This window comes from Eubacterium limosum, assembly GCF_000807675.2.
Taxonomy (GTDB): Bacteria; Bacillota; Clostridia; order Eubacteriales; family Eubacteriaceae; genus Eubacterium; species Eubacterium limosum.
The window spans coordinates 4,057,875-4,084,260 of sequence record NZ_CP019962.1 but is presented as its reverse complement, the minus strand read 5'-3'; the positions used below and the strand labels follow the sequence as shown (position 1 = coordinate 4,084,260).

Sequence of the window (26,386 nt, the reverse complement as noted above, 5' to 3'; positions counted from 1 at the left end):
AATGAAAAAAACAGCCATTATCGGCGGCGGCCCGGCAGGGATGAGCGCAGCCATTGCCGCGCTGCGCTCAGGCCAGCAGGCAGACCTTTACGACCAGAATGAAAAACTGGGCAAAAAGCTGTATATTACTGGCAAGGGCCGGTGCAACCTGACCAATCACTGTGACATAAGTGAATTTTTTGACAGTATTGTCACCAACAAAAATTTCCTTTATTCGGCCCTCTATACCTTTACAAATGATGCGCTTATGGATCTGATGGAAGAAAACGGCTGTCCCCTTAAAATTGAGCGGGGCGAGCGGGTCTTTCCCAAGAGTGACAAATCTAGCGATGTCATTAAAGCCTACAGGAAAATTCTGGAGCGCGAAGGGGCACAGGTCTTCCTGAACCAGCGTATTGCCGCTGTCGAGACAGCAAAGAGCAGCGAAGGGGTAAAGGTTACAGGTGTCCGTTTTGAGAATGGAAGAATCGAAAACTATGATCGGGTCATCCTGGCCACTGGCGGGAGAAGCTATATCTCAACAGGCTCTGACGGTTCCGGTTTTAAAATGGCCAGAGACCTCGGACACCGGGTAACCCCGCTGAGACCATCATTAGTGGGCGTCAATACCCAGGAGGCATGGGTGCCGAAGCTTCAGGGCCTCTCCCTTCGCAATGTAGGGCTGACCATGAAACAGGGCAGGAAAAAGATCCGCCATGAAGCGGGGGAAATGCTTTTTACGCATTTTGGTGTTTCCGGTCCGCTGGTCCTTACCATGAGTGCTTTTATGAAGCCGCCATATGAAGACTATACTTTGACCATTGATTTGAAGCCGGCTCTCAGCATGGAACAGATGGATGTGCGGCTGCAGCGTGACTTTGAAAAATATCATAACAAGCATTTTATTAACGGTTTAGTTGATTTATTACCTTCAAAAATGATTCCGGTTATGGTAAAATGTTCAGGGATTCCAGAAGATAAAAGGGTGAACCAGATCACGCGGGAGGAACGCAGGCATCTGGCAGAGCTTTTTAAAGGGCTGGCGCTCCACGTGACCTCTCTTCAGGATATCAATACCGCCATTATCACTTCTGGCGGTGTGGATGTCAAAGAGATCGACCCGAGCACAATGGAATCAAAACTCGTCCGGGGGCTTTATTTTGCCGGCGAAATGATTGACGTCGATGCCCTGACCGGAGGATTTAACATACAGATTGCCGCCAGTACCGGATGGCTGGCAGGCTTATCGGAAGAAGGTTAAGGAGAGCTTTATGCAAATTGCGATTGACGGCCCCGCTGGGGCAGGAAAAAGTACCATTGCGAAAATAATTGCAAAGGAATTGGGTATTCTATATTTAGATACCGGCGCCATGTACCGGGCCATTACCTATGGTATCTGGAAAAATAAAATAGATTTTTCGGATCAGAAGGCCATTGCCGATTTTACAAAAGAGAACACCATCGATTTTAAAGGGACAGATGTTTACCTGAGTGGAGAGAAGGTTACAGAAGAGATCCGTCTGCCCATTGTCAGCAGGCACACGTCAGATGTTGCCTGTATTGGTGAAGTCCGCAGACTGCTGGTCGGCCAGCAGCAGAGCATTGCAGGCTGCCATTCTGTTATTATGGATGGCAGAGATATCGGGTCTGTTGTGCTTCCCAAGGCAGACTATAAATTTTATCTGGATGCCAGCATTGATGAACGCGCCAGACGGCGTGCTATTGAGCAGCAGGCCAGGGGAATTGATCAGGATTTTGACAGTATCCGTGAAAGCATTGCGGTTCGCGATTACAATGACAGCCACCGCGATGAAGGGCCGCTGGTCTGTACAGAGGATGCCATTGTGGTCGATACGACCGGCAAAAGCATCGAGGAAGTCTGCCAGGTAATCTTAGATAATATCCGGGGAGGAAAGGCCCATGTTTTATAGATTCGGAAGAGCCATTATCAAGCTTTTAAACCTTATTCTGTATAACATCCATGTGGAAGGGGAAGAAAATATCCCGGAGACAGGCGGGGTTGTCCTTTGCCCCAATCATATCAGTAATTATGACCCTCTGGCAGTGGCGACCCATATGAATCGGCAGGTGCATTTTCTGGCCAAGGCCGAGCTTTATAAAAATTTTATTGTCAGAAAGGTGCTGCTTGCCGTGGGTACCATTCCAGTCGACAGGGGAAAGGTTTCATTGGAAACACTAAAGGAATCCTTAAGAGTTCTCAAAAATGGTGAGATTCTGGGCATTTTCCCGGAGGGGACCCGTGTAAAAAACGGCGAACGCAAGAAACCAATGGAAGGTTTCGTGGTGTTTGCCCTAAAAACCAAGTCTCCCATCCTGCCGGTACATATTGAAGGTGAATACAAATTTAGAGGTAAAATAAACATAAAATTCGGAAAACCCATTGAATTAAACGAATATTATGGAAAAAAAGTGAAACCTGAAGAAATGTCAAAAATAAGTGAAAAAATTATGGACATTGTCTATGATTTACAATAAAATAATGGAGATAGACTATGCAGATTATCATTGCCGATAAGGCAGGCTACTGCTTTGGAATTGAAAACGCCATGAAAATGGTCGAGGATACTCTGGCAAACCACCAGAATCAATCAATCTATACCCTGGGGGATATATCCCATAACCGTCAGGAAATGGATCGGCTGATCGGCAGAGGGGTTGTCAAGGCGGAGACCATCGATGAAATAGACCATGGCTGCGTCATCATTCGTTCTCACGGTGTGGGGAAGGATGTGATTGAGGCGGCTGAGGCCAAGGGCCTTGAAATTGTCAACGCGACATGTCCTTTTGTAAGGGCGATGCAGAAAAAAGTTGAGGATTACTACAAAAAGGGCTACCAGATTGTCATTGTCGGCAATCAGGAGCACCCGGAGGTCGTTGGCGCTACAGGCTGGTGCAATAACGAAGCAATTGTTATAAACGACATAAAAAGTGTAGAAAATTTAAAAAAATATGATAAAATATGTGTAGTGGCGCAGACGACGATCATCGAGGCAAATTTTAACAAAATTACAGAAGCCCTGAAGTCGAAAGCGGATGAAATTGTTATATTTAATACTATTTGCAGTGCAACAGCTGAAAGACAAGCGGCTGCGGCAGAAACTGCAAAGGTAGTAGAATATATGATCGTAATAGGCGGATATCATAGTTCCAATACCCAAAAATTATTAGATATCTGTAAGACCTATTGCAAAAACACTTGTCATATAGAAACAGCCGGAGAATTAGACCCTAATGAGATTAAGAAGTATCAAACCATCGGAATCACAGCGGGCGCATCAACACCGGATTGGATCGTTAAGGAGGTAACGGAAAGTATGGAAGAAAACAAATTGGAACAAGAACAAACTCAAGAGGTGGTTCAGGAAACAGAAGCTGCAAAAGCGCAGACAGCAAACGAAATTGCAGACGCTAATTTCGATTTCGCAGCTGAGATTGAAGAATCCCTCAAACCAATCAGAAAGGGTGCCCCAGTAGAAGGTGAAGTAATTCACATTGACAATGATGAAGTTATTTTGAATATTGGATATAAGGCAGATGCAGTCATTAAGAAGAATGACTTCACATGGAAACATGATGAAGAACTGGCAGACCTTGTCAAACTTGGTGATAAAGTCAATGCTATTGTGACCGACTTAAATGACGGTTCTGGCAGCGTTAAATTGTCTAAGATCAAATATGACAATCAGGCAGTTCAGCGTCAGTTAGCAGAAGCCTTTGAAAATAAAACTGTTTTAGAAGGTAAAGTAAAAGGCGTGTCTGGCAGCGGTCTCATTGTTGATATCGGATTTACAGATATCTTCATGCCAGCATCCCAGTATCATGTGCGTTATGTCAAAGATCTTGAATCTTTAATCGGCGAAGACGTTAAAGGCATTATCATTGACTACAACGCAAAGAGAAGAAGAGCCATCTTGTCACAGAAGGTTATTCTTGAAAAAGAAATCAAAGAAAAACAGGCAGCTTTAAGAGAAGCCAAAGAAAAACGTTTTGACGAGCTTGAAGTCGGCGATATCGTGGGCGGTACCGTTAAAACCATCACTAACTTTGGTATCTTCGTAGACTTAAACGGAATTGATGGTTTTGTGCATCGTTCTGATTTAACCTGGGAAAGAGCTAACGAACCAAAAGACCTGGTAGAAAAAGGTCAGGAAATCGAAGCAAAGGTTATTTCCAAGAACGATGAAGACAAGAAGATCAAACTGAGCGTTAAGGCCCTTAAAGAAAGACCTTGGGAAGAATTCGTTAAAAACTATAAAGTGGATGACGAAGTTGAAGTTAAGATCACAAACGTACTGGATTTTGGTGCTTTCGCTGAAATTTTGCCAGGCGTTGAAGGCTTAATTCATGTTTCTGAAATCAGCTATGATCGTGTAGAGTCTGTTGCAGCTGTTCTGAAACCGGGCGATGTTGTTAAGGTTAAAATCATTGGTATCAATACTGAAAAAGAAAAAATCAGCCTGAGTATCAAAGCAACCTTAGAAGCGCCTGAAAGACCTGCAAGACAGAAAAAATCAGATTCTTCTTATGAAAGATCCTCTGCACCAAGATCTGATGCGCCAAGAAGAAGACCACAACAGAATAAGAATAAAACTGTTTATGAAGAATCAGCTAATGTAACCTTAGGTGATGCTTTTGGTAATCTTTTTGAAGGTCTGTCATTCGATGACGAAGACGACGATAAATAAGCAATAAGAACATAAGCCTCTCTGGAAAACCGGAGAGGTTTTTTTCTGGTTAGGGCTTTTTATTAGCAGGGCCTTAGTATATAATAGTACTATGGAATTTTTTGATAACATGAATAAAGTGGAGGAGAAAGACTTTGGGAGGAATTTTTGGAGTTGTATCTAAAAAAGACTGTGTAGCAGATTTGTTTTTCGGGACAGATTATCATTCACATTTAGGAACGCGTAGAGGAGGCATGGCCGTCTACGATCAGGAAGAAGGCTTTGACCGGGCAATTCATAATATAGAGAATTCACCCTTCCGTACAAAGTTTGAACGCGATGTACAGGAAATGAAAGGACAGATCGGCATTGGCTGTATCAGTGACAGCGACCCGCAGCCGCTTATTGTCCGCGCGCATTATGGCAATTTTGTGTTGACCACAGTTTGCCGGATTAACAATGCCGATGACATCGTAGAGCGGGTATTGTCCAAGCACCGTGCCCATTTTATGGAAATGAGCAGTGGAAAGGTAAATGCTACCGAACTGGTCGCTTCGATCATTGCTGCCAGAGATAACCTTCTGGATGGAATTAAAGCAGCACAGGAAATGGTGGATGGTTCCCTGACCATGCTGATCATGACAAAGGACGGCATTTACGCGTCCAGAGACCGCCTGGGGAGGACACCTTTGATTATCGGCAAAAAGGAGGATGGCTATTGCGCGTCCTTTGAATCCTTTGCTTATCAAAACCTGGGCTACAGTGACGCTTATGAGCTGGGGCCAAATGAAATAGTTTATATCACAGCCGATGGCTATGAAACGGTATCGCCAGCGGGTAAGGAGATGAAAATTTGCGCCTTCCTGTGGACTTACTATGGTTATCCAACTTCAACCTATGAAGGGGTAAATGTAGAGGCAATGCGCTACCGCTGTGGTGAAGCTCTGGCAAAACGTGACACTGATGTGCCAGTCGATTCAGTCGCCGGGGTTCCTGATTCCGGGATTGCACATGCCATCGGCTATGCCAACGAATCAGGCATTCCCTTTTCAAGGCCGCTGATTAAGTATACACCTACCTGGCCAAGAAGCTTTATGCCGCCGACACAGAGCATGCGGCATCTTATCGCTAAGATGAAGCTTATTTCAGTCGATGCTCTGATCAGAGACAAAAAGCTTTTATTTATTGACGATTCCATTGTGCGCGGGACGCAGATGAGTGATACCGCCAGCCACCTGTTCAGCAACGGTGCCAGGGAGGTTCATGTCCGATCAGCCTGCCCACCAATTATGTATGGCTGTAAGTACCTGAACTTCTCGCGTTCTACTTCGGAGTATGATTTAATCACACGCCGTATTATCCGTGAACGTGAGGGAGATAATGACGAGAATGTCGTAGCAGATTATGCAGACCAGAATTCTCGGAATCATAAGGAAATGGTTGACACGATCTGTAAGCGACTTAAATTTACTTCACTCAAATATCATGAGCTGGAGGATATGATCGAGTCCATCGGTATCGATCCCTGTAAGGTCTGTACCTATTGCTGGAACGGTAAGGAATAGCGGTCATGCTTTCCCAGATTCACAGCTGCAGCCTTTTAGGGATTGAGGGACAGATTGTTACAGTAGAGATTGATGTACTAAACGGCCTTCCTTCCTATGTGCTGGTGGGCCTTCCGGACACGGGCGTTAAAGAGTCGAAGGAGCGGGTTTACTCTGCTCTGAAAAACAGCGGCTACAGCTATCCGATGAAAAAGATCACCATCAATCTGGCGCCGGCAGACCTTAAGAAGGAGGGCCCGGCCTATGACCTGCCCATCGCTCTTGGGCTGTTAATGGCTTCGGAGCAGTTGGAGCCTGTTGATATTGAAAGCTATGTAATCCTGGGAGAGCTTTCTCTGAGCGGTGAGATTAAGCCGATTAATGGTATCTTACCTATGGTCCTGGCCGCCAGGGATCATGGCTTTAAAAAAATCATGATCCCTTCGGCGAACCAGTACGAGGCGGCGGTGGTTGAGGGAATTGAAATTCTTCCTGTGGAGAGTGTGGCAGAGGCGGCAGCACATCTATCTGGTGAATGTTGTAAAGCACCCTGCAAGGTGGACATTGACGCCTTGTTCAAAAGAAGCAGTACTCATAACTGTGAGACAGACTTTTCAGAGATACGAGGACAGGAACATGCAAAAAGAGCTTTTGAAATTGCCGCTGCAGGCGCCCATAATCTTCTGTTAAGCGGGCCGCCTGGAGCAGGAAAATCGATGATGGCAAAAGCGTTCCCGTCAATTCTGCCGGATATGACGGTGGAGGAAGCGCTGGAAGTCACGAAGATTTATTCAGTGGCCGGGCTTCTGCGCGATGCGCAGGTAATGACCGAAAGGCCTTTCCGATCACCGCACCACACCATCTCAAATATCTCACTGATTGGCGGGGGACGTATCCCCAAGCCGGGTGAGGTATCTCTGGCGCACCTGGGAGTATTGTTTTTGGACGAACTGCCAGAATTTAAAAAGAGCGCGCTGGAGGTTTTGAGGCAGCCCATTGAAGACCAGCAGGTCACCATTTCAAGAGTCAGCGCTTCGCTGACCTATCCGGCCTCATTTATGATGATTGCCAGTATGAACCCCTGTCCCTGCGGTTATTACGGTGATCCGACCCATGAATGCCGCTGCAGTACCAGTGAGATACACCGTTATGCCGGAAAAATATCCGGGCCACTTTTGGATAGAATCGATATAAAAATTGAAGTGCCGGCCATGGATTTTGATGCGCTTGAGACAGCGCCAAAGGGTGAGCGCTCTGCGGATATCAAAGCTCGGGTCAATGCGGCACGCGCTGTGCAAAACAGGCGGTATGCGAAGGAAGAGGGCCTTTACTTCAATGCCCAGCTCTCACCGAGGTATATCGAAAAATATTGTAAGCTGGGACTGCATGAAAAGCAGCTTATGGAAAAAATTTATAAGAAAATGAATCTCAGCGCCAGAGGATACCATCGTATTCTCAAGCTGGCCAGAACCATTGCGGATTTGGAGGGCGCTGCTGATATAAATGCCGCTCATCTATCGGAGGCAGTACAGTACCGAAGCTTTAGTCCTGAAGGATAATAAAAAGGTGAGCGTCCAGAATAATTCTGGACGCTCACCTTTTTTATTGCACACTGTAAACCAGACAGGCAAAATCCTTGACTGGCATCGGTCTTGCGAAATAATACCCTTGAATAATATCACAGCCGATTTTTTTCAAAAAGTCGATTTGATCCTGTGTCTCAACGCCCTCGGCGACTACCTTAATATCCAGCGAATGGGCCATTTGGATAACGCTCTCTACGACTTTTTCTCCCCGGCGGGACAGCGTTGTCTCGTTGAAAAATTCTTTGTCCATTTTTAAGACATCCACAGGCAGCTCTTTCAACAGATTCAACGAGGAATAGCCGGTTCCAAAGTCATCAATCGAGATCTTAAACCCGAAATCATTGAGCGCCTTAAAAACAGAAGCGAGCACGTCAATATTGTCAAAAACGGCACTTTCAGTTACCTCAAGCTCCAAACAGCTTGGTGGTACGTCATATTTTCTGACAACAGCCATAAGCTTCCCGGCAAAATCGGAATGGCTCAAGTGCTTCCTGGAGAAATTAACAGATATGAGCAGCGGTGCCAACCCCTGATCCATCCAAATACGCTGCTGTTTACAGATCGATTCAAACATAAAGAAGTCCAGCTTAATGACAAAATTGTTTTTTTCAAAAAGAGGAATAAACTCGGCTGGCGGTATCAGTCCTTTTTCTGGATGAAGCCAGCGGACCAGCGCTTCAGCGCCAACGGGCTGTAAAGTTTTAAGGGAGTACTTGGGCTGAAGATAGACTTTAAACTGGTCAGAAGCCAGTGCCTCATCCATTTGGTTTTCAATTTCTCTTTCCCGCAGAATCTGATTGCGCATAACGGTATCAAAATAAGCAATATCATTGCCGTTGGCACCCTTAATGGATTTACGAGCCATATCCGCCCGGTCATACATATGGTTAACGGTGAGGTGATCCTCCTGAACCAGATAAACACCAAAGGACAGGGTAAAGGGAATATCAAAATCCCGGCAGGTCAGCTGCTCTCTTAAGGCCTTCAAGCGGTCAGTTAGAGTCTTAGTGGTTTTATAGTGAAGCAGAAGCGCAAAATCATCAGAGGCGACACGGCAAAAAGTTTCTTTGATATCCAGATGGCTGGCGATGGTTTCAGACATGGCGGCCAGAAGCTGATTGCCGCTTTGAAAACCGTAAAGATCATTTATAGCCTTGAATTTATCGATGTCGAAGCTGACGATTGCGTATTGAAGATGTTCCTTTCCACCTAACCAGTGCTCGCTGTCAAGAATAAACCGGTTAAAATTGGAAAATCCTGTAATGTCATCCGTATAGGCCATGCGCTTAAGCTCACGGCGGCTCTTTCTCTGATGAATTTCAATATATACGATCAGTGTGGTAAAGAAAAATAGAATAATCCCCCAGGTTAAAAGAGTCGATTGAATAATCTGACTGGATTTTTCTGAGACGACGCTTTTGGGCGCTACAATTAATACATTCCAGTTATTGGTATCTACCGGGGCAATGCTAAAGTAGTAAGGCTCTCCATTATGGCTGTATTCTGCCACACAGGTTTCGCGGGCTTTCAGAGCTTCAAGCACTTTAGTGCGCATTTTGTCATTTGAGTAGCTGAGTTCTGTAATCGATTCGATATCCTGATTACTGCCGGGATGATTGGAACGGATAATGATGTCTCCGTTATCGTTTATGATATAGGAATAGCCCCTGCCGTCAAAGCTTGTTACAGAAAGAACGTTGCTGTATTGGCTGATGGCATTAGTTGCGAAGAGTACGCCGAGCACTTTATCTTCTGAACGGATTGGCGCGGCATAAACCGTAATGGGTTCTCCGCCAAATTTATCCCTCAAAATACCGGAAACAACGGTTTGGCCTTTTAAAGCTTTATAAAAATAATTCCGGTCAGAAAAATCCTCATCATAGCCATCGGTCGTATGGGCGATACCGTCAGAAGTGATGATGCCCATGCGTTTAAAAGAATTGCGGTCGTTCTCCTGTTTTAAAACGGGGAGGGCGTCCAGAATATTGTCTGGCGAATCATTGCCGATATAGGTGGCAATGGCATCCAGTGTATTAAAATCGCCCCTCAGACGATTCTGGATGGTGGTGGCAGACTGTTGAGACAGCTCTTTTAGTGTGGTTTGAGTTTCTGACTCTAAAAAATGGTCCAGATAGGATGTGTAGACAGAAGCGATAATGACGATCATAAATATCAGCAGCAGCGCTGCAAGAATGGGCCGCCATATTTTTGATTTTAACCCACGGTCATTCATGTAGTATCTCTTTTCTATGCGATTACTTTTTTATATTATACCATAGTCGAAAGTACTAAAGAAGCAGCAGGACAAAAAAGAAAAGGATGGAATAAAAAGGAATAAATATGAAAAAGATGGTATTTTGAGAAGAAAGTTAAAAATATACAACATTAATGTCAAAATATGTGTTATGATAAAGTATCATATTTTTAAAAGGGGAATTGATATGGAAAGGGATCTGTTCTGGATATGGCTGATGTCGTTGACCGATCTTGGGAATAAGCGCAAGCTAAAGCTGTTGGAATATTTTGAGACACCAGAAAAAATATACAATGCTGATGAGAAAAGCCTGATGGCTTCTGGTGCGGTTAAGGAAAAAGACTGTAAATACATCCGAAGTCAGCAGCATCTGTACCTTGCAACAAAGGCAAGAGGCTTTATGGAGCGCCATAGAATTGACCTTATAACCATTGAAAACAGCCTTTATCCGGCAAGGCTTAAAAATATTTATGACCCGCCGGTCGGGCTGTTTGCAAAGGGCAATCTTGATTTACTGGACCGTCCGATGTATCTGGGGATTGTAGGCTCTCGAAAAGCCTCACCGGCAGGGCTTAAGCAGACCCGTAAGCTGGCAGAAACCTTTTCTGATATGGGGATTACCATTGTCAGCGGACTGGCAGAGGGCGTCGATGGTGAGAGCCATTTAGGCAGCTGCGAGCGAATCGGCTCGACCATTGCCGTTATGGGGACTGGTATCAATGTGTGCTATCCTGAAAAGCATAAGCCGCTGTACAAAAAGATCGTCCGCAGCGGGCTGATCCTCACAGAGTTTTTTATGGATGAGCCGCCATTAAAATTCCATTTTCCGAGAAGAAACAGGATCATCAGCGGCCTGTGCGATGGCCTGCTGGTGGTAGAAGCCCGGGAAAAGAGCGGCGCTTTGATTACAGCCGACTTTGCACTGGAGCAGGGGAAAAACGTTTATGCTGTACCCGGCGATATTGCCCGTTATCAGAGTGTTGGCAGTAACCAGCTTATTAAGGAAGGTGCAAAGGTAGTGACAGAGCCGGAGGATGTGCTGGAGGATTATGTGGACATGCTGCCTCAGGATACGGAGAGCTTTCATAATCCCATCAGTCTCGAACGCGCCGCTGAGGGAATAGATGACCCGGAGCAGAAAAAAATATTAAACTATGTTGCTGAAGGCTACACAACGGTGGATGAGCTGGTAGGAGTATCTGGAATGGGGATTGGGGCTGTCAATGGAGCTCTTTCCATGCTGGAGCTTGACGACCGTGTTAAAGTAGAATATGGAAAGGTATATATTCTTTAGAGAGAAACCTTATGGATTTCTGTATTCATAATTTGAAAAAAAAGGATTCCTTTGTTATAATGAAGCTTGTTTGACTTTTATCATACATAATAAAAACAAGTTATAACGGTAAAATATATATTGAAGGAGGAATACAATGGCAAAAAATCTCGTCATTGTTGAATCACCCGCAAAAGCTAAGACGATAAAAAAATATCTGCCTAAGGGCTACGAAGTGCAGGCAACTATGGGACATGTGATCGACCTGCCCAAAAGCCGGATCGGGATTGACATCGAAGATCACTTTAAACCTGATTACATCAAGATCAGGGGAAAAGGTGAGCTGCTGAAAAAAATTAAGAAGGAAGCCAACAAGGCAGATAACATCCTGCTGGCAACGGACCCCGACCGCGAGGGCGAGGCGATTTCATGGCATGTAGCCAACTTTTTGGGTATTGATCTGGATACCAAGTGCCGGATTGAATTCCATGAAATTACCAAGAGAGCGGTTAACGCCGCCATTGAAAACAAGCGCGCGGTGGATATGGATCTGGTGGATTCCCAGCAGGCCAGAAGAATACTTGACCGGCTTGTCGGCTATTCCCTGAGCCCATTTTTATGGAAAAAGGTAAAGAAAGGGCTCAGTGGCGGACGTGTTCAGTCGGTTGTCACCCGTATTATTGTAGACAGGGAAGAGGAAATTGCGGCCTTTGTCCCTGAAGAGTACTGGGGACTTGACCTGGAGCTTAAAAAAGATGGGGATAAAAACATCTTTTTATCCCGTTTCTATTCTGAAGATGGAAAAAAGAAAACCATCAAGGATGCCGAAGAAGCGGCTCGTCTGGAGCAGGTAGTATTGCATAACCCCATTTCGGTTGCCGGGGTTAAAAAGCGTGTGCGCAAACAGAAGCCGCCGCTTCCATTTACAACCAGTACCCTGCAGCAGGAGGCTTACAAAGTTTTGGGCTTCACAACACAGCGCACCATGCGCATTGCTCAGCAGCTTTACGAGGGGGTCGAGGTAGCAGGCAAAGGCCTGGTCGGTTTGATTTCTTATATCCGTACTGACTCTACACGTTTGGCGGATGAAGCCATCGCAGAAGCAAAAGACTTTATCGAATCTAATTATGGTCCGGATTATCAGCAGAGCTCTGCGAAAAAGATAGTAAAAAAGAAAAATGTCCAGGATGCCCATGAAGGGATCCGTCCTTCATCGGTTTTTAATCTGCCGGAGGAAGTGCGTGATTCCCTCGAAAAGGACCAGTATAAGCTGTACAAGCTTATCTGGGACCGCATGGTCGCCAGCCAGATGGCAGACGCTGAGTATTATGTAACAGATGTGGATGTAGCCTGCGCAAATTTGCTCTTTAAAACAAAGGGCGAGATCATGAAATTCAAAGGCTTCACAGCAGTATACCGCACAGCCAGCTCAGCAGAGAAAGAAGAAGCAAACCGTCTGCCTGAGTTTGAGGACAATGAGGAACTAAACCTTGTTAAAATCAATAAAGAACAGAAATTTACCAAGCCGCCAGCACGCTATACAGAAGCCTCACTGGTAAAAATCCTCGAAGAAAAGGGGATTGGACGGCCAAGTACCTACGCGCCGACCATCGCCACCATCAAAAACCGGGATTATGTCGAGGTAGTGGAGAAGCACTTTGTGCCCACAGAGCTGGGGATTACCGTTACACACCTTATGAAAGAATATTTTGAGGATATTGTCAATCTGACCTTTACCGCAGAGATGGAAGAGAAGCTGGATAAGGTAGCAGATGGCGAAACGGACTGGGTAAAGCTTCTGGAAAGCTTTTACGGTGGCTTTAAGAAAGAATTGGATCATGCTCAGGAGGCTGCGGCGGAGGTTACCATCGCAGATCCTGAATCCGATGAGATCTGTGAGCTCTGCGGACGCAGAATGGTCATAAAAAAAGGTAAATACGGCAAATTTTTGGCTTGTCCTGGTTTCCCGGAATGTAAAAATACCAAGCCTTATTTTGAAAAGACCGGCGGTATCTGTCCGGAATGCGGCGGAGACCTTGTCAAGCGTACCTCTAAAAAGGGACGTACCTTTTATTCCTGCTCTAATTACCCGAACTGCGAATATATGAGCTGGGATATGCCGGTGGCTGAAAAATGTCCGGAATGCGGGCAGACGATGTTCCAAAAGGGGTTGGGCAAACGAAAGAAGATTTACTGCGCCAAATGCGGTTTTGAAAAATCGTCCGATCAGCAATAGAAAATATGCATAAGACTGATGACCGTCCGTTTCGGGCGGTCGTCTAAGGCTGTCAAAGAAGTAAACCAGCTTGAGAGTGCGCCTTTTATCCAGATAAGAAAAAAGGTTCAGGCGCTGTGGTAAACGACCAGGAATCGTGCAGAACGACCGGAACAGCCGGACACAGGTGAGATCAAGCGTCGGCTTTAGCAAGAAATATGTGGATGTGAGGGCAGTGTCCGCAGGACGCTTTTTTCTTCCTTAGGTAAAAGGCTTCGTCTTTCAGGTTTTTTAACACACAGGGATGACCGTCCGTTTCGGGCGGTCGTCTGTTTACATATAGATTTAAGTATTCATTGCTAAAATGGCCTATTAGATTAAATATATAATGAAATGAGGAATAAAAAATGTTTCATGCAACAACAATCGTTGGTGTAAGACACAATGGCGAGGTTGCCATTGCCGGTGATGGTCAGGTAACAATGGGGGAAACGACCATTATGAAGGCAACAGCCAAAAAAGTCAGAAAAATTTACAATGATCAGGTATTGGTTGGTTTTGCGGGATCAGTCGCTGATGCTTTTACACTGTGTGAACGCTTTGAACACAAAATTGAACAGTACAACGGGAACCTGCAGCGCGCTGCAGTTGAACTGGCTAAGGACTGGCGCCAGGATAAGGCGCTGCGTAAGCTGGAAGCCCTTTTAATTGTTATGGATAAAAAAGAAACGCTGGTGCTTTCTGGCAGCGGCGAGGTGATTGAGCCGGATGACGACATTGCCGCCATTGGTTCTGGCGGCAACTACGCGCTTTCTGCCGCCAGAGCTTTAAAACGCCATTCGAATTTAAGCGCAAAGGAAATCGCCCACGAATCCCTTAAGATTGCATCTGAAATCTGTGTTTACACGAATGATAACATCCGTGTCGAAGAATTAGAATAAATTTGAGGTAAAATTTATGGAAATGAAAGATTTAACGCCTAAGAAAATTGTCGAAGAGCTGAACCGCTATATTATTGGTCAGGAGCCGGCAAAAAAGGCGGTGGCTGTAGCCCTGAGGAACCGTTATCGCAGAAGCCTTTTGTCAGAGGAAATGCGAGATGAGTTTACACCGAAGAACATTATCATGATGGGACCTACCGGCGTCGGGAAGACTGAGATTGCAAGACGGATTGCCAAGCTGGTGTCTGCGCCCTTTATAAAAGTAGAGGCGACTAAATTTACAGAAGTAGGATACGTTGGGCGAGATGTGGAATCTATGGTGCGAGACCTGGTGACCACCTCCATCCGTAAGGTACAGCAGGAAAAAATGAAGGAAGTTTATGAACAGGCCGAAGAACGGGCGAATAAACTGATTTTGGATATTCTGGTACCTATGAAAAAGAAAAAAGAAACCATTAAAACGCCCTTCGACATTTTTATGAAGAGTAATAAGCAGCCAGCTCAGCCAGAGACAGCAGATCCGGCTAAGGAAGCTGAAAAAGCTGAAAAAGAAAAGAATCTCCAGATTAAACGTGAAGCCATTGCCCAGGATTTAGGCGATGGAAAGATGGAAGACGAGGTTATCGAGATCGAGGTAGAGGATGACGGCTCCAAAACCATCGGTGTCATGGCGGGAATGAATGATGATATGAACATTAACATCAATGATATTCTCGGCGATTTTCTGCCGTCTAAGAAGAAAAAACGTCATGTTAAGGTAAAGGATGCGCGTAAGATTTTCACAAACCAGGAAGCTCAGAAAATGATCGATATGGATGAGGTCAAGGAAATTGGTCTGCGCGAAGCGGAGCAGAACGGGATTATTTTTATCGATGAAATTGATAAGATTATCGGGAATGGTAATAATAATGGCCCCGATGTCTCGCGTGAAGGTGTGCAGCGTGATATTCTGCCAATCGTTGAGGGCAGCACCATCACCACAAAATACGGCCCGGTAAAAACTGACTTTATTTTGTTTATCGGTGCAGGCGCTTTTCATGTGGCTAAAATATCCGATATGATTCCTGAACTTCAGGGACGTTTTCCAATTACCGTTGAGCTGGACAGTCTGACAGAGGAAGACTTCAAACAGATACTTACCCAGCCTGAAAACTCTGCCATCCGCCAATACCAGGAGCTTTTAAAAACAGAGGATGTCAATCTGGTTTTTGAGGATGATGCTATCGAGACATTGGCGCAGATTGCCTTTGCTCAGAATGAGGAACAGGAAAATATTGGCGCCCGACGGCTGCACACAGTCCTTGAGAAGCTGCTTGAGGAAGTATCCTTCTATGCGTCCGACTATGATGCGGACACCTTTGTGGTTAATAAAGAATACGTCAACTCTGTATTTAAACCGGCAGAGCGTGAACGCGGCTATTCCAGATTTTTACTTTAAAAAATTAAGAAAAAATACTTGCTACTGCCCTGTAATTATGTTATTATAGGGCAGTATGTTGTTATTACACACATTTTTCGAGGAGCAGCAGGTGCCTGCGGAGCAGGTGGGCTGAATCCGGAGAGAAAAATGGAGGAAAAACCTAAGGAGGAATTATTATGGCAGCAGTAACAATGAAACAATTATTAGAAGCGGGTGTACATTTTGGTCACCAGACCAGAAGATGGAACCCTAAAATGGCCCCTTATATTTTCACTGAAAGAAACGGTATCTACATCATCGACTTACAGCAGACAGTGAAAAAAATCGATGTTGCCTGTAACTTCGTTAAAGAAGTAGCAACAAACGGCGAAAGCATTTTATTCGTTGGCACCAAAAAACAGGCTCAGACCAGCATCGAAAAGGAAGCCAAAAGAAGCGGAAGCTTCTGCGTTAACCACCGTTGGTTAGGCGGTACCTTAACAAACTTCACCACCATCAGCAAACGTATCGAACGCTTAAAAGAATTAAAAGCGATGGAAGAAGATGGAACTTTTGAACTGTTACCAAAAAAAGAAGTTATTAAATTAAAAAGAGAACGTGAAAAACTGCAGAAATTCTTAGGCGGCATTGAAGACATGAAAGAAATGCCGGGTGCTATGATCGTTATCGACAGCAAGAAAGAAAGAATTGCCATTGCAGAAGCACATAAACTGGGCATTCCAATTGTTAGTATTGTCGATACCAACTGTGACCCAGACGAAATTGACTACGTTATTCCTGGAAACGACGATGCGATCCGTGCCGTTGCTTTGATCCTTGGCGTATTAGCCGATGCGATTATCGAAGGAAAACAGGGCGAACAGTTTGAAGAAACTGTCGTAGAAGAAACGATTGTAGCCGAAGATGCTTCCGGCGACGTCGTTGTCGAAGAAGTAGTAGAAGTAACTGCTGAATAAGCAGATTGACATTTGATTAGAGGAGGATACAGACGTGGACGCTAAATTAGTTAAAGAATTAAGAGAAAAAAGCGGCGCAGGCATGATGGACTGCAAAAAAGCTTTGGTTGCTACCGACGGTGACATCCAAAAAGCAATGGAATATTTAAGAGAACAGGGCTTAGCCGCTACCAATAAAAAAGCTGGCCGTGTAGCTGCTGAAGGTGTTGTAGAATCTTACATCCATATGGGCGGTAAAATCGGCGTTTTAGTAGAAATTAACTGTGAAACAGATTTCGTTGCTAAAACCGATGGCTTCAAAGCTTTTGCTAAAGACGTTGCAATGCACATTGCAGCTGCTAACCCAACCTATGTTTCTAAAGAAGAAGTGCCAGAAGCAGAAGTTGAACATGAAAAAGAAATCCTGAAACATCAGGCATTAAATGAAGGCAAGCCAGAAAAAATTGTCGACAAAATGGTTGAAGGCCGTATCGGTAAATTTTATAAAGAAATCTGCCTGTTAGAACAACCTTTTGTTAAAAACCCAGATATCACCATTGAAGATCTTGTCAAAGAACAGATCATGACAATCGGTGAAAATGTAAAAATCAGACGCTTTGCCCGCTTCCAGTTAGGCGAAGGGATTGAAAAGAAACAGGAAAACTTTGCGGAAGAAGTAGCTGCACAGATGAAATAAAGAATAATAAAATTATTTAAAAATATAAAAACCGCCATAAATACGGCTTTGGCTTTTGAGAAGTTTAAAGTGACGATTTATGGCGGTTTTTTCTAAAATCGAAATAGTGCACTGTTTAATTAAAAACTTTATTTTACGGGAAGGAAAAAAATGTTATATGTTGAACGACGCCAAAAGATATTAGAGATGTTAACCCAAACGGGCAGCGTAAAGGTAGCTGAACTTGTTGATATATTCAATGTTGATGCAACGACAATTCGCAGGGATTTGAAGGAACTGGCAAAGGATTATGATATTCATGTAATTTATGGCGGAGCTTATTATAAAAAGGAAAAAGCCAGTGGTGTGATTGAAATTGACCCTTTAGAAAAACGGATGGTCAATTTGGAAAAGAAAAAAATGATTGCCAAAAAAGCAGCAGCTCTGATTGATAATGGGGATACGATTGTTTTAAATAATGGCGTAACAGCTGAGTTGATTTTAGAAGATCTTGGAGATCTGGAATCCATAAATTTAATAACACAATCACTAACGATCGCTGCTAAAGCAACAACAAAGCCTTTTATTAATCTTTACATGCCAGGCGGTAAATACAGGCCTTTGTCTGGTATGTTTTATGGAGATTTGGCAGAAGACACGATTCGGCAATTAAGTGCCAATAAAATATTTTTTGGTATTTTATGCGTATCCATTAATAATGGAATTACACATCCGTTTATTGAAGAAATATCCGTGCTTCGCAGCCTGCTGGATATCAGTCAGCAGAAATACCTCATTGCAGATTCTTCAAAATTTGGTAAAGTCTCTTTAGGGCGCGTGGTCGAATTAGAGGCTTTTGACGCATTGATCGTTGATGATGAGTTTCCGGACATGTATCGGGAATTTGCAGAATTAAATGATATTGAAATCATCTAGTTTTTTCCCATTTATACACGAATGTGTACAAATGGGAATTTTTTTATTGACAAAAACGTATAAACAAGTATAATAAAGTTAAATAATGCATTATAAAGTAAAAAAAAGAAAAAACGTGCACGTGAAAATTGTTGATTAATTTAGCAAAGGGTAAATATGATTTTAAGAGGAGTAAAAAATGAAACAATATATAATGGTTATTGATGAGGGGACCACGGGGACAAGAGCTATTATTTTTGACGATAATTTTCAGCCAATCGCTCAATCCTACGACGAATTTATACAGTATACGCCAAATGAAAATATGGTTGAGCATGATGCGATGGAAATCTATGAAAAAAGTGTTAAAATGTGCCAAAACGCGATTGAAAAAGCTTCTTTATCGGCTTCCGATATTCGTTGTATTGGAATCACAAACCAGAGAAACACCGCTTTGTTATGGGATAAAAAAACAGGGGAGCCGCTTTATCATGCTTTAGTCTGGCAAGACTCACGTATGGGGGAAGCGAGTAATGCGATTAGAGAATCAGAATTTTTTGACGAACTGCTCGAGGTTTCTGGAAAAAATGTTACGCCCCATTTGGATGTTTTGTTTTTAAAATGGTTTTTGGATAACGTAGGGGGCGCGCGCGAAAAAGTAGAAAGCGGTGAGGCGATTTTTGGTACGATTGATACATGGCTGGTGTGGAAACTGACAGGGGGAAAAGTCCACGCGACCAGCTTTTCTAACGCTTCAAGCAGTGGGTGCATGGACATAAAAAATGAGAAATGGTTCAGCAGGCTTTTTGACTATGTAGGAGTGCCAGAATCGGTATTCCCGAAGATAAAATCAGAGTCTGATGATTATGGAATGACAGATGTTTTTGGAGCGCCTATTCCCATTACCGGAGTCATCGCAGATCAGCAGTCGGCTCTTTTTGCTCAGGGATGCATTAAGCCAGGCAGTGTTAAATGTACAAATGGCACTGGCAGTTTTTTAGATATTAATATCGGGACAACTTTTACAACATCTCATGGAGGGGTGGATACACTGGTTGGCTGGAAATTAGGTGATACAACCACGTATGCGGTTGAAGGCTTTGCGGCAGTAACCGGTTCTGCAGTGCAGTGGCTGCGTGATGGAGTGAAGTTCATACAAAAGTCAAGCGATATAGAAGCCCTGGCCGCTTCGGTTGAAGATACAAATGGTGTTTATTTTGTCCCAGGATTAATTGGTCTTATTACACCGTATCAGGATCCCTTTGCGCGTGGCCTTATTATAGGGATTACCCGAGGAACAACAGAAGCTCATATTGCAAGGGCAACTTTGGAGGCGATAGCTTTCAGGATTAAGGACATTTTGAATATTGTGGTTGATCAGGGAATTGAAATATCAGAAATCAAAATTGATGGAGGTGCATCAGAAAATAATTTACTGGCACAGATGATTGCTGATTACTGTAATGCCTCTGTTTTAAGACCAGAAAGTGTGGAGGCGACAAGTTTAGGCGCCGCTTTGATGGCGGCGATGTACATGGGAGATATTACTTTAGATGAAGTAGAAGGGGTGATGGCTTCAGATGCAGTCTTTACGCCGAATATGGATAGCCGTCGGCGTGAAGAAGAATATAAAATCTGGAAAGAAGCAGTTACACGTTCACTAAACTGGATTAAACATTAAATAAAAAGCATAGAGGAGGGGGAGAAAGTGAGGGAGCGTTTTAAACGTATTCGTTCAGATTTGATTGATCGGGTACCGGAAATTTGTGTGGATCGGTGCTTGTTATTAACAGAGGCTTATCAAAAATATGAGAAATATCCAATTGTTGAAAAACGCGCAAAAGCATTGGCGGATGTTCTAAGTGGCATGCAGATTTATATTGGTGATGATGAGCTTCTGGTGGGGAACCAGGCGCGTGTACCCAGGGCAGCGCCTTTATTTCCAGAGTATGACTATGAGTTCGTATTAAGTGAAATGGAAGATTTTGAACACAGGACAAGTGACCGCTTTATCATAAAGAAGGAGGATAAAGAAAAACTAAGGCAAGTGCTGCCTTGGTGGAAAGATAAAACCTTAAAAGCAAGAGCGACAGCCATGCAGCCTGAAGCTGTTTTAGAAGATATAAAAATTGGGGTACTGGGCTGGCAGGGAAATATTACGTCAGGAGAAGGCCATATAATCCCAGATTATGAAATGGTATTAGAATGTGGTTTTTCAGGATTGTATTCAAGGGTTAAGACGCTTATCGGCAATCTTGTATTAACGGAGCCAAAAGATCTTGAAAAATTCACCTTCTATCGCGCTTGTGAATCCATCTTAAAGGGCTGCTTCGATTTTATTGCGCGTTATCGGGATCTGGCCATAGAACAACAGAAAAGATGTGAAGGTTCAGTGCGCAGCTCTGAATTAAAAGACATTTCAAAACGTTGTGATGCATTACTTCATCGTCCTCCCGAATCCTTTGCGGAAGCGCTTCAGTGTGTATGGTTTGTTCAGGTTATTCTCCATATTGAGTCTAACGGACACTCGTTGTCCTTTGGCCGTTTTGATCAGTATTTATATCCTTTTTACAAGAAAGATATTGAAAATAATATATTGACACAGACGGAAGCAGAAGAATTGCTGGGATGCTTTTACTTGAAAGTTTTTGGCAACAATAAATTGCGATCATGGAAAACAACACAGACCCAGCTGGGTTACCCTACCTATCAAAATATATGTTTGGGCGGGCAAAAGAGCGATGGAAGCGACGCAGTTAATACACTCTCGTGGATGTGTCTTGATATGCTGGAAGAGATAAGGCTTCCGGAACCTAATATTTATATACGTATACATGAAGGAACACCCGATGATTTTTTGAACCATGCTGTAAAAATAGTGAAAAAAGGACTCGGCATGCCGTCATTTGTCAATGATCAGGTGATTATTCCATCTCTGCTGCATCGTGGAGTATTACCAGAAGACGCCGTCAATTATTCTACAATGGGCTGTACAGAGGTTCAAGTGCCGGGAAAATGGGGCTATAGAGCGAATGGAAAGAGTAAAATTAATTTACTGCGTATTCTTGAAATTGTTTTAGATGGAGGTATTGACCGTAAAAGTGGACAAAAAATTATGGACGGTTTAACACTTTTGGAAGAATGTACGACCATTGAACAAATTAAAAATGGCTATCAGAAAGCAATTGAACATTATATGAAGCTCCATGTTATTGCAGACAATATAAACGAAATGGCAATGAATGCTTTAGTGCCGGATGCGTTTTGTTCTTTGCTGGTGCAGGACTGCTTAAACAGAGGGAAAAGTATTAAGGAGGGTGGAACCATTTATGACATGATCAGCGGTACCCTTGTGGGTATTCCGAATGTGGGTAATGCAGTGTATGCCATCCAGAAACTGGTGTTTGAGGAAAAAAGAATTACACCACAGGCGCTTAGTCACGCGCTTAAAACAAATTTTGAAGAAGAAGGTGGCGAGTTTATAAGAACGCTTTTACTGAATGGGGCAGAAAAATATGGCAATGATGTAGATACGGTCGATGAGATCACAAAAGAATTGTCTGATTATTATGTAACAGAGATTTCAAAATATAAAACGTTGAGAGACGGTAAAGGCCCCATCGGCTGTTGTTATACAAGCTCTACGGTAACAATTACAGCCAATATTCCTTGCGGGGCATCCGTCGGCGCTACACCTGATGGCAGAAAGGCAGGGGAGCCTACTGCAGAAGGTGTATCCCCATCGCGAAATACATTAAAAAATGGCCTTACGGCTATTTTTCAGTCAGTCGGAAAGCTTTCCAATGAGTTGTTTACAGGAGGACAGCTTTTAAACATTCGTATTAATCCGGCAACTTTGCAAACCCGCGAAGAAGAAGCAAAATTTGCAGCGGTTTTACGTGCGTCAGGAGATTTAAAATGCTGGCATTCGCAGTATAATGTCTTATCGAATGAAACGTTGCGGGATGCCCAGAAGCACCCTGAGAATTATGCAGACCTTATGGTGCGGGTCGCTGGTTACAGCGCGTTATTTACATCTTTAAACAGTGAACTTCAGGAAGACATCATTGCGCGTACACAATTTGAGTTATAGGTTTATTATGAAAACAAAAATTTTTAATTTACAGCGATACTCGGTCCATGACGGACCGGGTATCCGCACAGTTGTTTTTTTAAAAGGGTGCCCTCTGCGCTGCCGCTGGTGTTGTAATCCAGAATCTCAAAAAAGCGAAACCGAGTTATTTTTTGAAAAAAATAAATGTATTGGCTGCCGGTCTTGCGAAAAGGCTTGCACAGAGGGCTTAGTACTGGAAAATAGAACAAATCATTTTCTATTGTGTGCAAAATGCCGACAAAAATTATGTGTTGAGCGTTGTCCTTCAGGAGCACTGACTTTGATGGGGGAAGATCGCACGGTAGCAGAAATTTTTGAAATAATAAAAAGAGATCAGGCTTTCTATCAACATTCCGGTGGAGGCGTTACAGTTAGTGGCGGCGAGTCTCTTTTAGAACCTGCTTTTGTGAATGAGCTGTTTGGGTATTGCACGCAGGCAGAAATACATACAGCTGTAGAAACCTGCTTATGCATTCCGTGGAAAAATATAGCGGTCACTATGGATAAAACCAATCTTTTTATCTGTGATTATAAGCACTGGGATAAAAATGTTTTCAGGAGATGGACTGGGGGAGATTTGGCGCAAATTACTGAAAATTTAAAAAAGCTAAGACAAAATGGTCAGGAAATACTGGTGCGTGTTCCAATAATTCCCGGTTTTAACGCATCAAAAAAAGATATCCATAGAATATGTGAGAAACTGGCAGAATTAGATATCACAGAGGTATCCTTATTGCCATACCATAAATTGGGGAAGGTAAAATATGAAGGTTTGGGAATCGCTTATCCAATGGGGGATGCACCGCTTTTGCCCCAGTCTGAGATAGAGACATTCAACGAAATTCCAGGAACGTTTGGAATCAAAAGAATATAGTTCGGGGAACGTAATGAGAGCCATAAAATAGCAAAGATTATTATTAATGTATGATTGACAGACAGCTTTAAAAGCAGTGCCCAGGTTTTTCTTGAGCACTGCAATACAAGCTGTTTTTTATTTGATATTTTGTTGTATAATACGGTATGAAATCATGAGGTACTCTTTCGTATAAGGATTGTCTAAATCGTAATGAAGAAGTGATTTTATTTTTTGCATTCGATAGATTAAGGTGTTTCTATGAATAAATAGACTTGAGGCTGTTTTTTGCAGGTTGCAATTGTTGCGGATATAAGAGATTAAGGTCAATAGAAAATCTGTATTGTTTTCATTGTCATATCTCATTAGCTCAATAGAATCAGGATGGCACATGGAAATATTAGCAGGCAGATCGTTATGTCCGATAATCAGATTTACGGCATGATCATAAAAAGAGAAAAAAGTAGTATCATGTCTTGTTTTTATTCCATAGTTTATTGTGGAGATCGCTTGAGTATAGTAATCGAATAAAAGAAAAAAGCCGTTAAATTTATTGCTAACACCACAAAATAATTTTTCAGTTTGAGCAATTTGTGATAAGCTTATGGAAATATCTTTATTTAGAAGTGTTTGGTTTAAAATTAATATAATTTTGTCAGAAAATTCAATACATAAAATTTTATTGTTAAACTGTTTTTCTAAAATTATTTTTATATTATTAATAATGCCTTTTAAATTTTTCGATTCGCTATGTGTTGGAGAGAGTACGGCTACGGCGTAACAATCACATTCTTGCCATCCCTTTAAAGATAAATAATAAGATACCAGCTTTTTATCATAAATATTTCCATTAAGAATATTAATAATTTGCTTAGACGTTGTGTAATGGCTGAGCTCCTTTTTATGTGCTTTGTCTTTGATTTTAATCAAATCCGTCAGTTTCCTCAGCAAACAAAAGTGGCCAAAATTTAAAGTAGTTTCATATTCTAAAACTTCGAGAAATCCCGTTCGTATTCCGTCCACAAAAACATCGTCGCAGTAACGGTTATATTCAAAGAAGTTTCTCTCGGTATAGTATTCTCCTGTTTTTAATATTTTTTTTACAGTATAATTATCTCGATTGCCCATATAGTAAAGCCATTCGGAAGAAAAATGACCGTTTTTTAGTAAAGCACTCCAGTGCTTATCGAGTTTTGGGTCATTTAAATATTGGAGCGTGATCCCTATGATCCGATAATCGCTATCCAGATAAAACATAGGATTGCGTAATAATGTATATGTTTCATCGATAACGCTTTGTATGTCATTATCTTCAAATAAAAAGTATACTATTTTTTCGAACCAGTTGTAATAAATGTCAAAAGCCTTGGACACGGATTCGATACATTGTTTATCAGATAGTCCGTAAAAAGATAATGTCCCCTCCTGTGTAGTAAGACACCAATTGTTATTTAGAAACTGAAATAGGCTCTCTTTATTCTGATAGATATCTTCTTTATTCAGATAGGGAGGAAGACTGCTTTTATTATGCAAAAAGATTTTTTCTTTATAAAGAACATTGGCAATCATTTCAAGGTTAAGTTTCATTACACAACTCCTTTTGTACTGTTTTGCACAAAACTATCAAAATTTGAAAGTTTTATTTATACTTGAATAACGTAGATTTTCTTTTGGAAATAAACTATAATTTTTTGTATAAAAGATATATTTTATAAATTTAATGCAAATCCGGATTTTGATTTTGTGCAATTATGCGCGAAAGATTTTGAATAACTATAAGATATATTATTTAGTATAAAATATTTAGCGATTAAAAGTCAATGACTTTTATTTACAAGGGGGTTTTTAAGATAAAAGAGCTTCAAATGGAAAGAAATAAAATGGTTATGGATATTTACAAAGGAAAGAAACCCAAGAGAGTACCAATTCATTTAAAAATCGGTATGGAAGCAGCAATGCAATATTGTGGGTATGATCTTAAACTGGCTCAATGGAATCCAGAATATATCTATCCTACATTCCAGAAATTCTCTTCTATGCTTCCAAGTGATTTTTGCCCAGTTGTTTATTCATGGAGACTGCCTGCTTTATATGATTTTTTAGGTGCTAAGGCATTTATTATGGGAAGTAATGGAAATATCCAGCATCCTGAAATGCAGAGTTTGTATGTGGAAGAATATGATGATTTTATAAAGGATCCTTATAAAGTAATGGTACAAAAGTGTCTGCCGTGTTTGTATACTGCATTGGATACAGCTTCAGAAAGAAGATCTTTTGTTTTTGCTAAAGCGCTGAATGTTTATCATGATACTTATTCAAAGATATTTTCTGAAATCGATAAGGTTATTGATGAACATGAATTTATTAACATACCTGTACATGAGTGTGTTGCGCCTTTTGATGTTTTAGCGGACTTACTGCGTTCCTTTTCTGGGATTTCATTAGATATGCGGCGATGCCCTGAGAAAATTGCAGAAGCAGCATCGGCATTGGTCCCGTTGTGCATTAAAATTGCAACTGCAGACGGGTTTCCAGATAAAACAAAAGTTATGTTTCCGATACATATGCCACCGTTTATGAGTGAGAAGCAGTTTGGAAAATTGTATTGGCCCTCCTTAAAACAGGTAATGGATGAGATAACAAAAAAAGGATATACGATTTCACTTTTTTTAGAAGGAGATTGTACTCGTTTTCTGGATTATTGGAAGGAACTGCCTCCATTGACGGAGTTTACATTTGAATACGGGAATCCTGAATTTCTTAAGAAAAATTTAGGAGAAAAGTATGTTCTCAGGGGGCTCTTTCCATTGAATACAGCACGTAGCTTACGGGAAGAACAGTGCATTAACGAGTTGAAAAAATTCATTGATGTTATGGCGCCTGGCGGCAAGTACATTTTTGGTTTTGACAAATCACCAATGGCTCTGGGAGATTTGAATATCAAAAATTTCAGGGCGATATGTAATTATATTATTGAAAACACAAATTATTAAGGA

At 42.3% G+C, this 26,386-nt stretch carries 19 protein-coding genes; 17 read left to right on the top strand and 2 right to left on the bottom strand.

Going from position 1 to position 26,386, the window contains the following annotated elements; all coding sequences use genetic code 11:
• Position 1: 1 nt before the first annotated feature.
• The 6 genes from B2M23_RS19200 to B2M23_RS19175 all read left to right on the top strand — a co-directional run bounded on the left by B2M23_RS19200 (position 2) and on the right by B2M23_RS19175 (position 7,767).
• A complete protein-coding gene (locus tag B2M23_RS19200; protein ID WP_038351411.1) occupies positions 2-1,240 on the top strand; it encodes a BaiN/RdsA family NAD(P)/FAD-dependent oxidoreductase in 1,239 nt (412 codons plus the stop codon).
• 10 nt (positions 1,241-1,250) lie between these two features.
• Positions 1,251-1,910 (top strand): (d)CMP kinase, encoded by a 660-nt coding sequence (gene cmk, locus B2M23_RS19195; protein ID WP_013380811.1) that lies wholly within the window; start codon positions 1,251-1,253, stop codon positions 1,908-1,910.
• Positions 1,900-2,475 (top strand): lysophospholipid acyltransferase family protein, encoded by a 576-nt coding sequence (locus B2M23_RS19190; RefSeq protein WP_038351412.1) that lies wholly within the window; start codon positions 1,900-1,902, stop codon positions 2,473-2,475. The genes cmk and B2M23_RS19190 overlap by 11 nt, the downstream gene beginning before the upstream one ends.
• Positions 2,476-2,492: 17 nt before the next feature.
• Positions 2,493-4,685 carry a bifunctional 4-hydroxy-3-methylbut-2-enyl diphosphate reductase/30S ribosomal protein S1 gene (locus tag B2M23_RS19185; RefSeq protein ID WP_013380809.1) on the top strand — a complete coding sequence of 731 codons (2,193 nt, stop codon included), beginning with the start codon at positions 2,493-2,495 and terminating at the stop codon, positions 4,683-4,685.
• A gap of 134 nt (positions 4,686-4,819) precedes the next feature.
• A complete protein-coding gene (locus B2M23_RS19180; protein WP_038351413.1) occupies positions 4,820-6,229 on the top strand; it encodes an amidophosphoribosyltransferase in 1,410 nt (469 codons plus the stop codon).
• A gap of 5 nt (positions 6,230-6,234) precedes the next feature.
• Complete coding sequence (locus tag B2M23_RS19175) at positions 6,235-7,767, top strand: YifB family Mg chelatase-like AAA ATPase (protein ID WP_038351414.1); 1,533 nt, start codon at positions 6,235-6,237, stop codon at positions 7,765-7,767.
• A 43-nt stretch (positions 7,768-7,810) separates the two neighbouring features.
• On the opposite strand, the gene B2M23_RS19170 is transcribed toward B2M23_RS19175, so the two are convergent.
• On the bottom strand, positions 7,811-10,027 hold the full coding sequence (locus B2M23_RS19170; protein ID WP_038351415.1) for a bifunctional diguanylate cyclase/phosphodiesterase: 2,217 nt from the start codon (positions 10,025-10,027) through the stop codon (positions 7,811-7,813).
• Positions 10,028-10,235: 208 nt separating this feature from the next.
• Between B2M23_RS19170 and dprA the strand changes: the two genes are divergently transcribed.
• The 10 genes from dprA to B2M23_RS19120 all read left to right on the top strand — a co-directional run bounded on the left by dprA (position 10,236) and on the right by B2M23_RS19120 (position 23,411).
• Positions 10,236-11,342: a DNA-processing protein DprA gene (gene dprA, locus B2M23_RS19165; protein ID WP_038351416.1), complete on the top strand. Its 1,107-nt coding sequence runs from the start codon at positions 10,236-10,238 to the stop codon at positions 11,340-11,342.
• A gap of 136 nt (positions 11,343-11,478) precedes the next feature.
• The gene (topA, locus tag B2M23_RS19160) at positions 11,479-13,557 is read left to right on the top strand and encodes a type I DNA topoisomerase (protein ID WP_038351417.1); all 2,079 of its coding nucleotides are present in this window, start codon (positions 11,479-11,481) and stop codon (positions 13,555-13,557) included.
• Positions 13,558-13,943: 386 nt separating this feature from the next.
• Positions 13,944-14,477: an ATP-dependent protease subunit HslV gene (gene hslV / locus B2M23_RS19155; RefSeq protein ID WP_013380803.1), complete on the top strand. Its 534-nt coding sequence runs from the start codon at positions 13,944-13,946 to the stop codon at positions 14,475-14,477.
• A gap of 22 nt (positions 14,478-14,499) precedes the next feature.
• Complete coding sequence (hslU, locus tag B2M23_RS19150; protein ID WP_201261622.1) at positions 14,500-15,915, top strand: ATP-dependent protease ATPase subunit HslU; 1,416 nt, start codon at positions 14,500-14,502, stop codon at positions 15,913-15,915.
• 158 nt (positions 15,916-16,073) lie between these two features.
• Entirely contained in the window at positions 16,074-16,853 is a 780-nt protein-coding gene (gene rpsB, locus B2M23_RS19145; RefSeq protein ID WP_038351419.1) for a 30S ribosomal protein S2, read from the top strand.
• A gap of 34 nt (positions 16,854-16,887) precedes the next feature.
• The gene (tsf, locus tag B2M23_RS19140; protein ID WP_038351420.1) at positions 16,888-17,529 is read left to right on the top strand and encodes a translation elongation factor Ts; all 642 of its coding nucleotides are present in this window, start codon (positions 16,888-16,890) and stop codon (positions 17,527-17,529) included.
• 150 nt (positions 17,530-17,679) lie between these two features.
• On the top strand, positions 17,680-18,444 hold the full coding sequence (locus tag B2M23_RS19135) for a DeoR/GlpR family DNA-binding transcription regulator (RefSeq protein WP_038351421.1): 765 nt from the start codon (positions 17,680-17,682) through the stop codon (positions 18,442-18,444).
• A 178-nt stretch (positions 18,445-18,622) separates the two neighbouring features.
• Positions 18,623-20,104, top strand: a complete 1,482-nt coding sequence (locus B2M23_RS19130) for an FGGY family carbohydrate kinase (protein ID WP_038351422.1) — start codon at positions 18,623-18,625, stop codon at positions 20,102-20,104.
• A gap of 27 nt (positions 20,105-20,131) precedes the next feature.
• Positions 20,132-22,516, top strand: a complete 2,385-nt coding sequence (locus B2M23_RS19125) for a glycyl radical protein (RefSeq protein ID WP_052237128.1) — start codon at positions 20,132-20,134, stop codon at positions 22,514-22,516.
• A 7-nt stretch (positions 22,517-22,523) separates the two neighbouring features.
• Complete coding sequence (locus B2M23_RS19120; protein ID WP_146209109.1) at positions 22,524-23,411, top strand: glycyl-radical enzyme activating protein; 888 nt, start codon at positions 22,524-22,526, stop codon at positions 23,409-23,411.
• Positions 23,412-23,528: 117 nt separating this feature from the next.
• Here the strand turns inward: B2M23_RS19120 and B2M23_RS19115 are convergent, their stop codons facing one another.
• The gene (locus B2M23_RS19115; RefSeq protein WP_038351424.1) at positions 23,529-24,977 is read right to left on the bottom strand and encodes a PucR family transcriptional regulator; all 1,449 of its coding nucleotides are present in this window, start codon (positions 24,975-24,977) and stop codon (positions 23,529-23,531) included.
• Between the two features lie 278 nt (positions 24,978-25,255).
• On the opposite strand from B2M23_RS19115, the gene B2M23_RS19110 reads away from it, so the two are divergent.
• Positions 25,256-26,383 carry a uroporphyrinogen decarboxylase family protein gene (locus B2M23_RS19110; RefSeq protein ID WP_038351425.1) on the top strand — a complete coding sequence of 376 codons (1,128 nt, stop codon included), beginning with the start codon at positions 25,256-25,258 and terminating at the stop codon, positions 26,381-26,383.
• Positions 26,384-26,386: the final 3 nt, after the last annotated feature.

Bases quoted from the DNA above. Each gene is read 5' to 3' on its own strand.
- B2M23_RS19190 (WP_038351412.1), top strand. From the start codon at position 1,900: ATGTTTTATAGATTCGGAAGAGCCATTATCAAGCTTTTAAACCTTATT.
- B2M23_RS19120 (WP_146209109.1), top strand. From the start codon at position 22,524: ATGAAAACAAAAATTTTTAATTTACAGCGATACTCGGTCCATGACGGA.
- dprA (WP_038351416.1), top strand. From the start codon at position 10,236: ATGGAAAGGGATCTGTTCTGGATATGGCTGATGTCGTTGACCGATCTT.
- cmk (WP_013380811.1), top strand. From the start codon at position 1,251: ATGCAAATTGCGATTGACGGCCCCGCTGGGGCAGGAAAAAGTACCATT.
- B2M23_RS19130 (WP_038351422.1), top strand. From the start codon at position 18,623: ATGAAACAATATATAATGGTTATTGATGAGGGGACCACGGGGACAAGA.
- hslU (WP_201261622.1), top strand. From the start codon at position 14,500: ATGAAAGATTTAACGCCTAAGAAAATTGTCGAAGAGCTGAACCGCTAT.
- B2M23_RS19135 (WP_038351421.1), top strand. From the start codon at position 17,680: ATGTTATATGTTGAACGACGCCAAAAGATATTAGAGATGTTAACCCAA.
- B2M23_RS19170 (WP_038351415.1), bottom strand. From the start codon at position 10,027: ATGAATGACCGTGGGTTAAAATCAAAAATATGGCGGCCCATTCTTGCA.
- hslV (WP_013380803.1), top strand. From the start codon at position 13,944: ATGTTTCATGCAACAACAATCGTTGGTGTAAGACACAATGGCGAGGTT.
- B2M23_RS19185 (WP_013380809.1), top strand. From the start codon at position 2,493: ATGCAGATTATCATTGCCGATAAGGCAGGCTACTGCTTTGGAATTGAA.
- B2M23_RS19110 (WP_038351425.1), top strand. From the start codon at position 25,256: ATGGAAAGAAATAAAATGGTTATGGATATTTACAAAGGAAAGAAACCC.
- B2M23_RS19200 (WP_038351411.1), top strand. From the start codon at position 2: ATGAAAAAAACAGCCATTATCGGCGGCGGCCCGGCAGGGATGAGCGCA.
- B2M23_RS19115 (WP_038351424.1), bottom strand. From the start codon at position 24,977: ATGAAACTTAACCTTGAAATGATTGCCAATGTTCTTTATAAAGAAAAA.
- B2M23_RS19175 (WP_038351414.1), top strand. From the start codon at position 6,235: ATGCTTTCCCAGATTCACAGCTGCAGCCTTTTAGGGATTGAGGGACAG.
- topA (WP_038351417.1), top strand. From the start codon at position 11,479: ATGGCAAAAAATCTCGTCATTGTTGAATCACCCGCAAAAGCTAAGACG.
- rpsB (WP_038351419.1), top strand. From the start codon at position 16,074: ATGGCAGCAGTAACAATGAAACAATTATTAGAAGCGGGTGTACATTTT.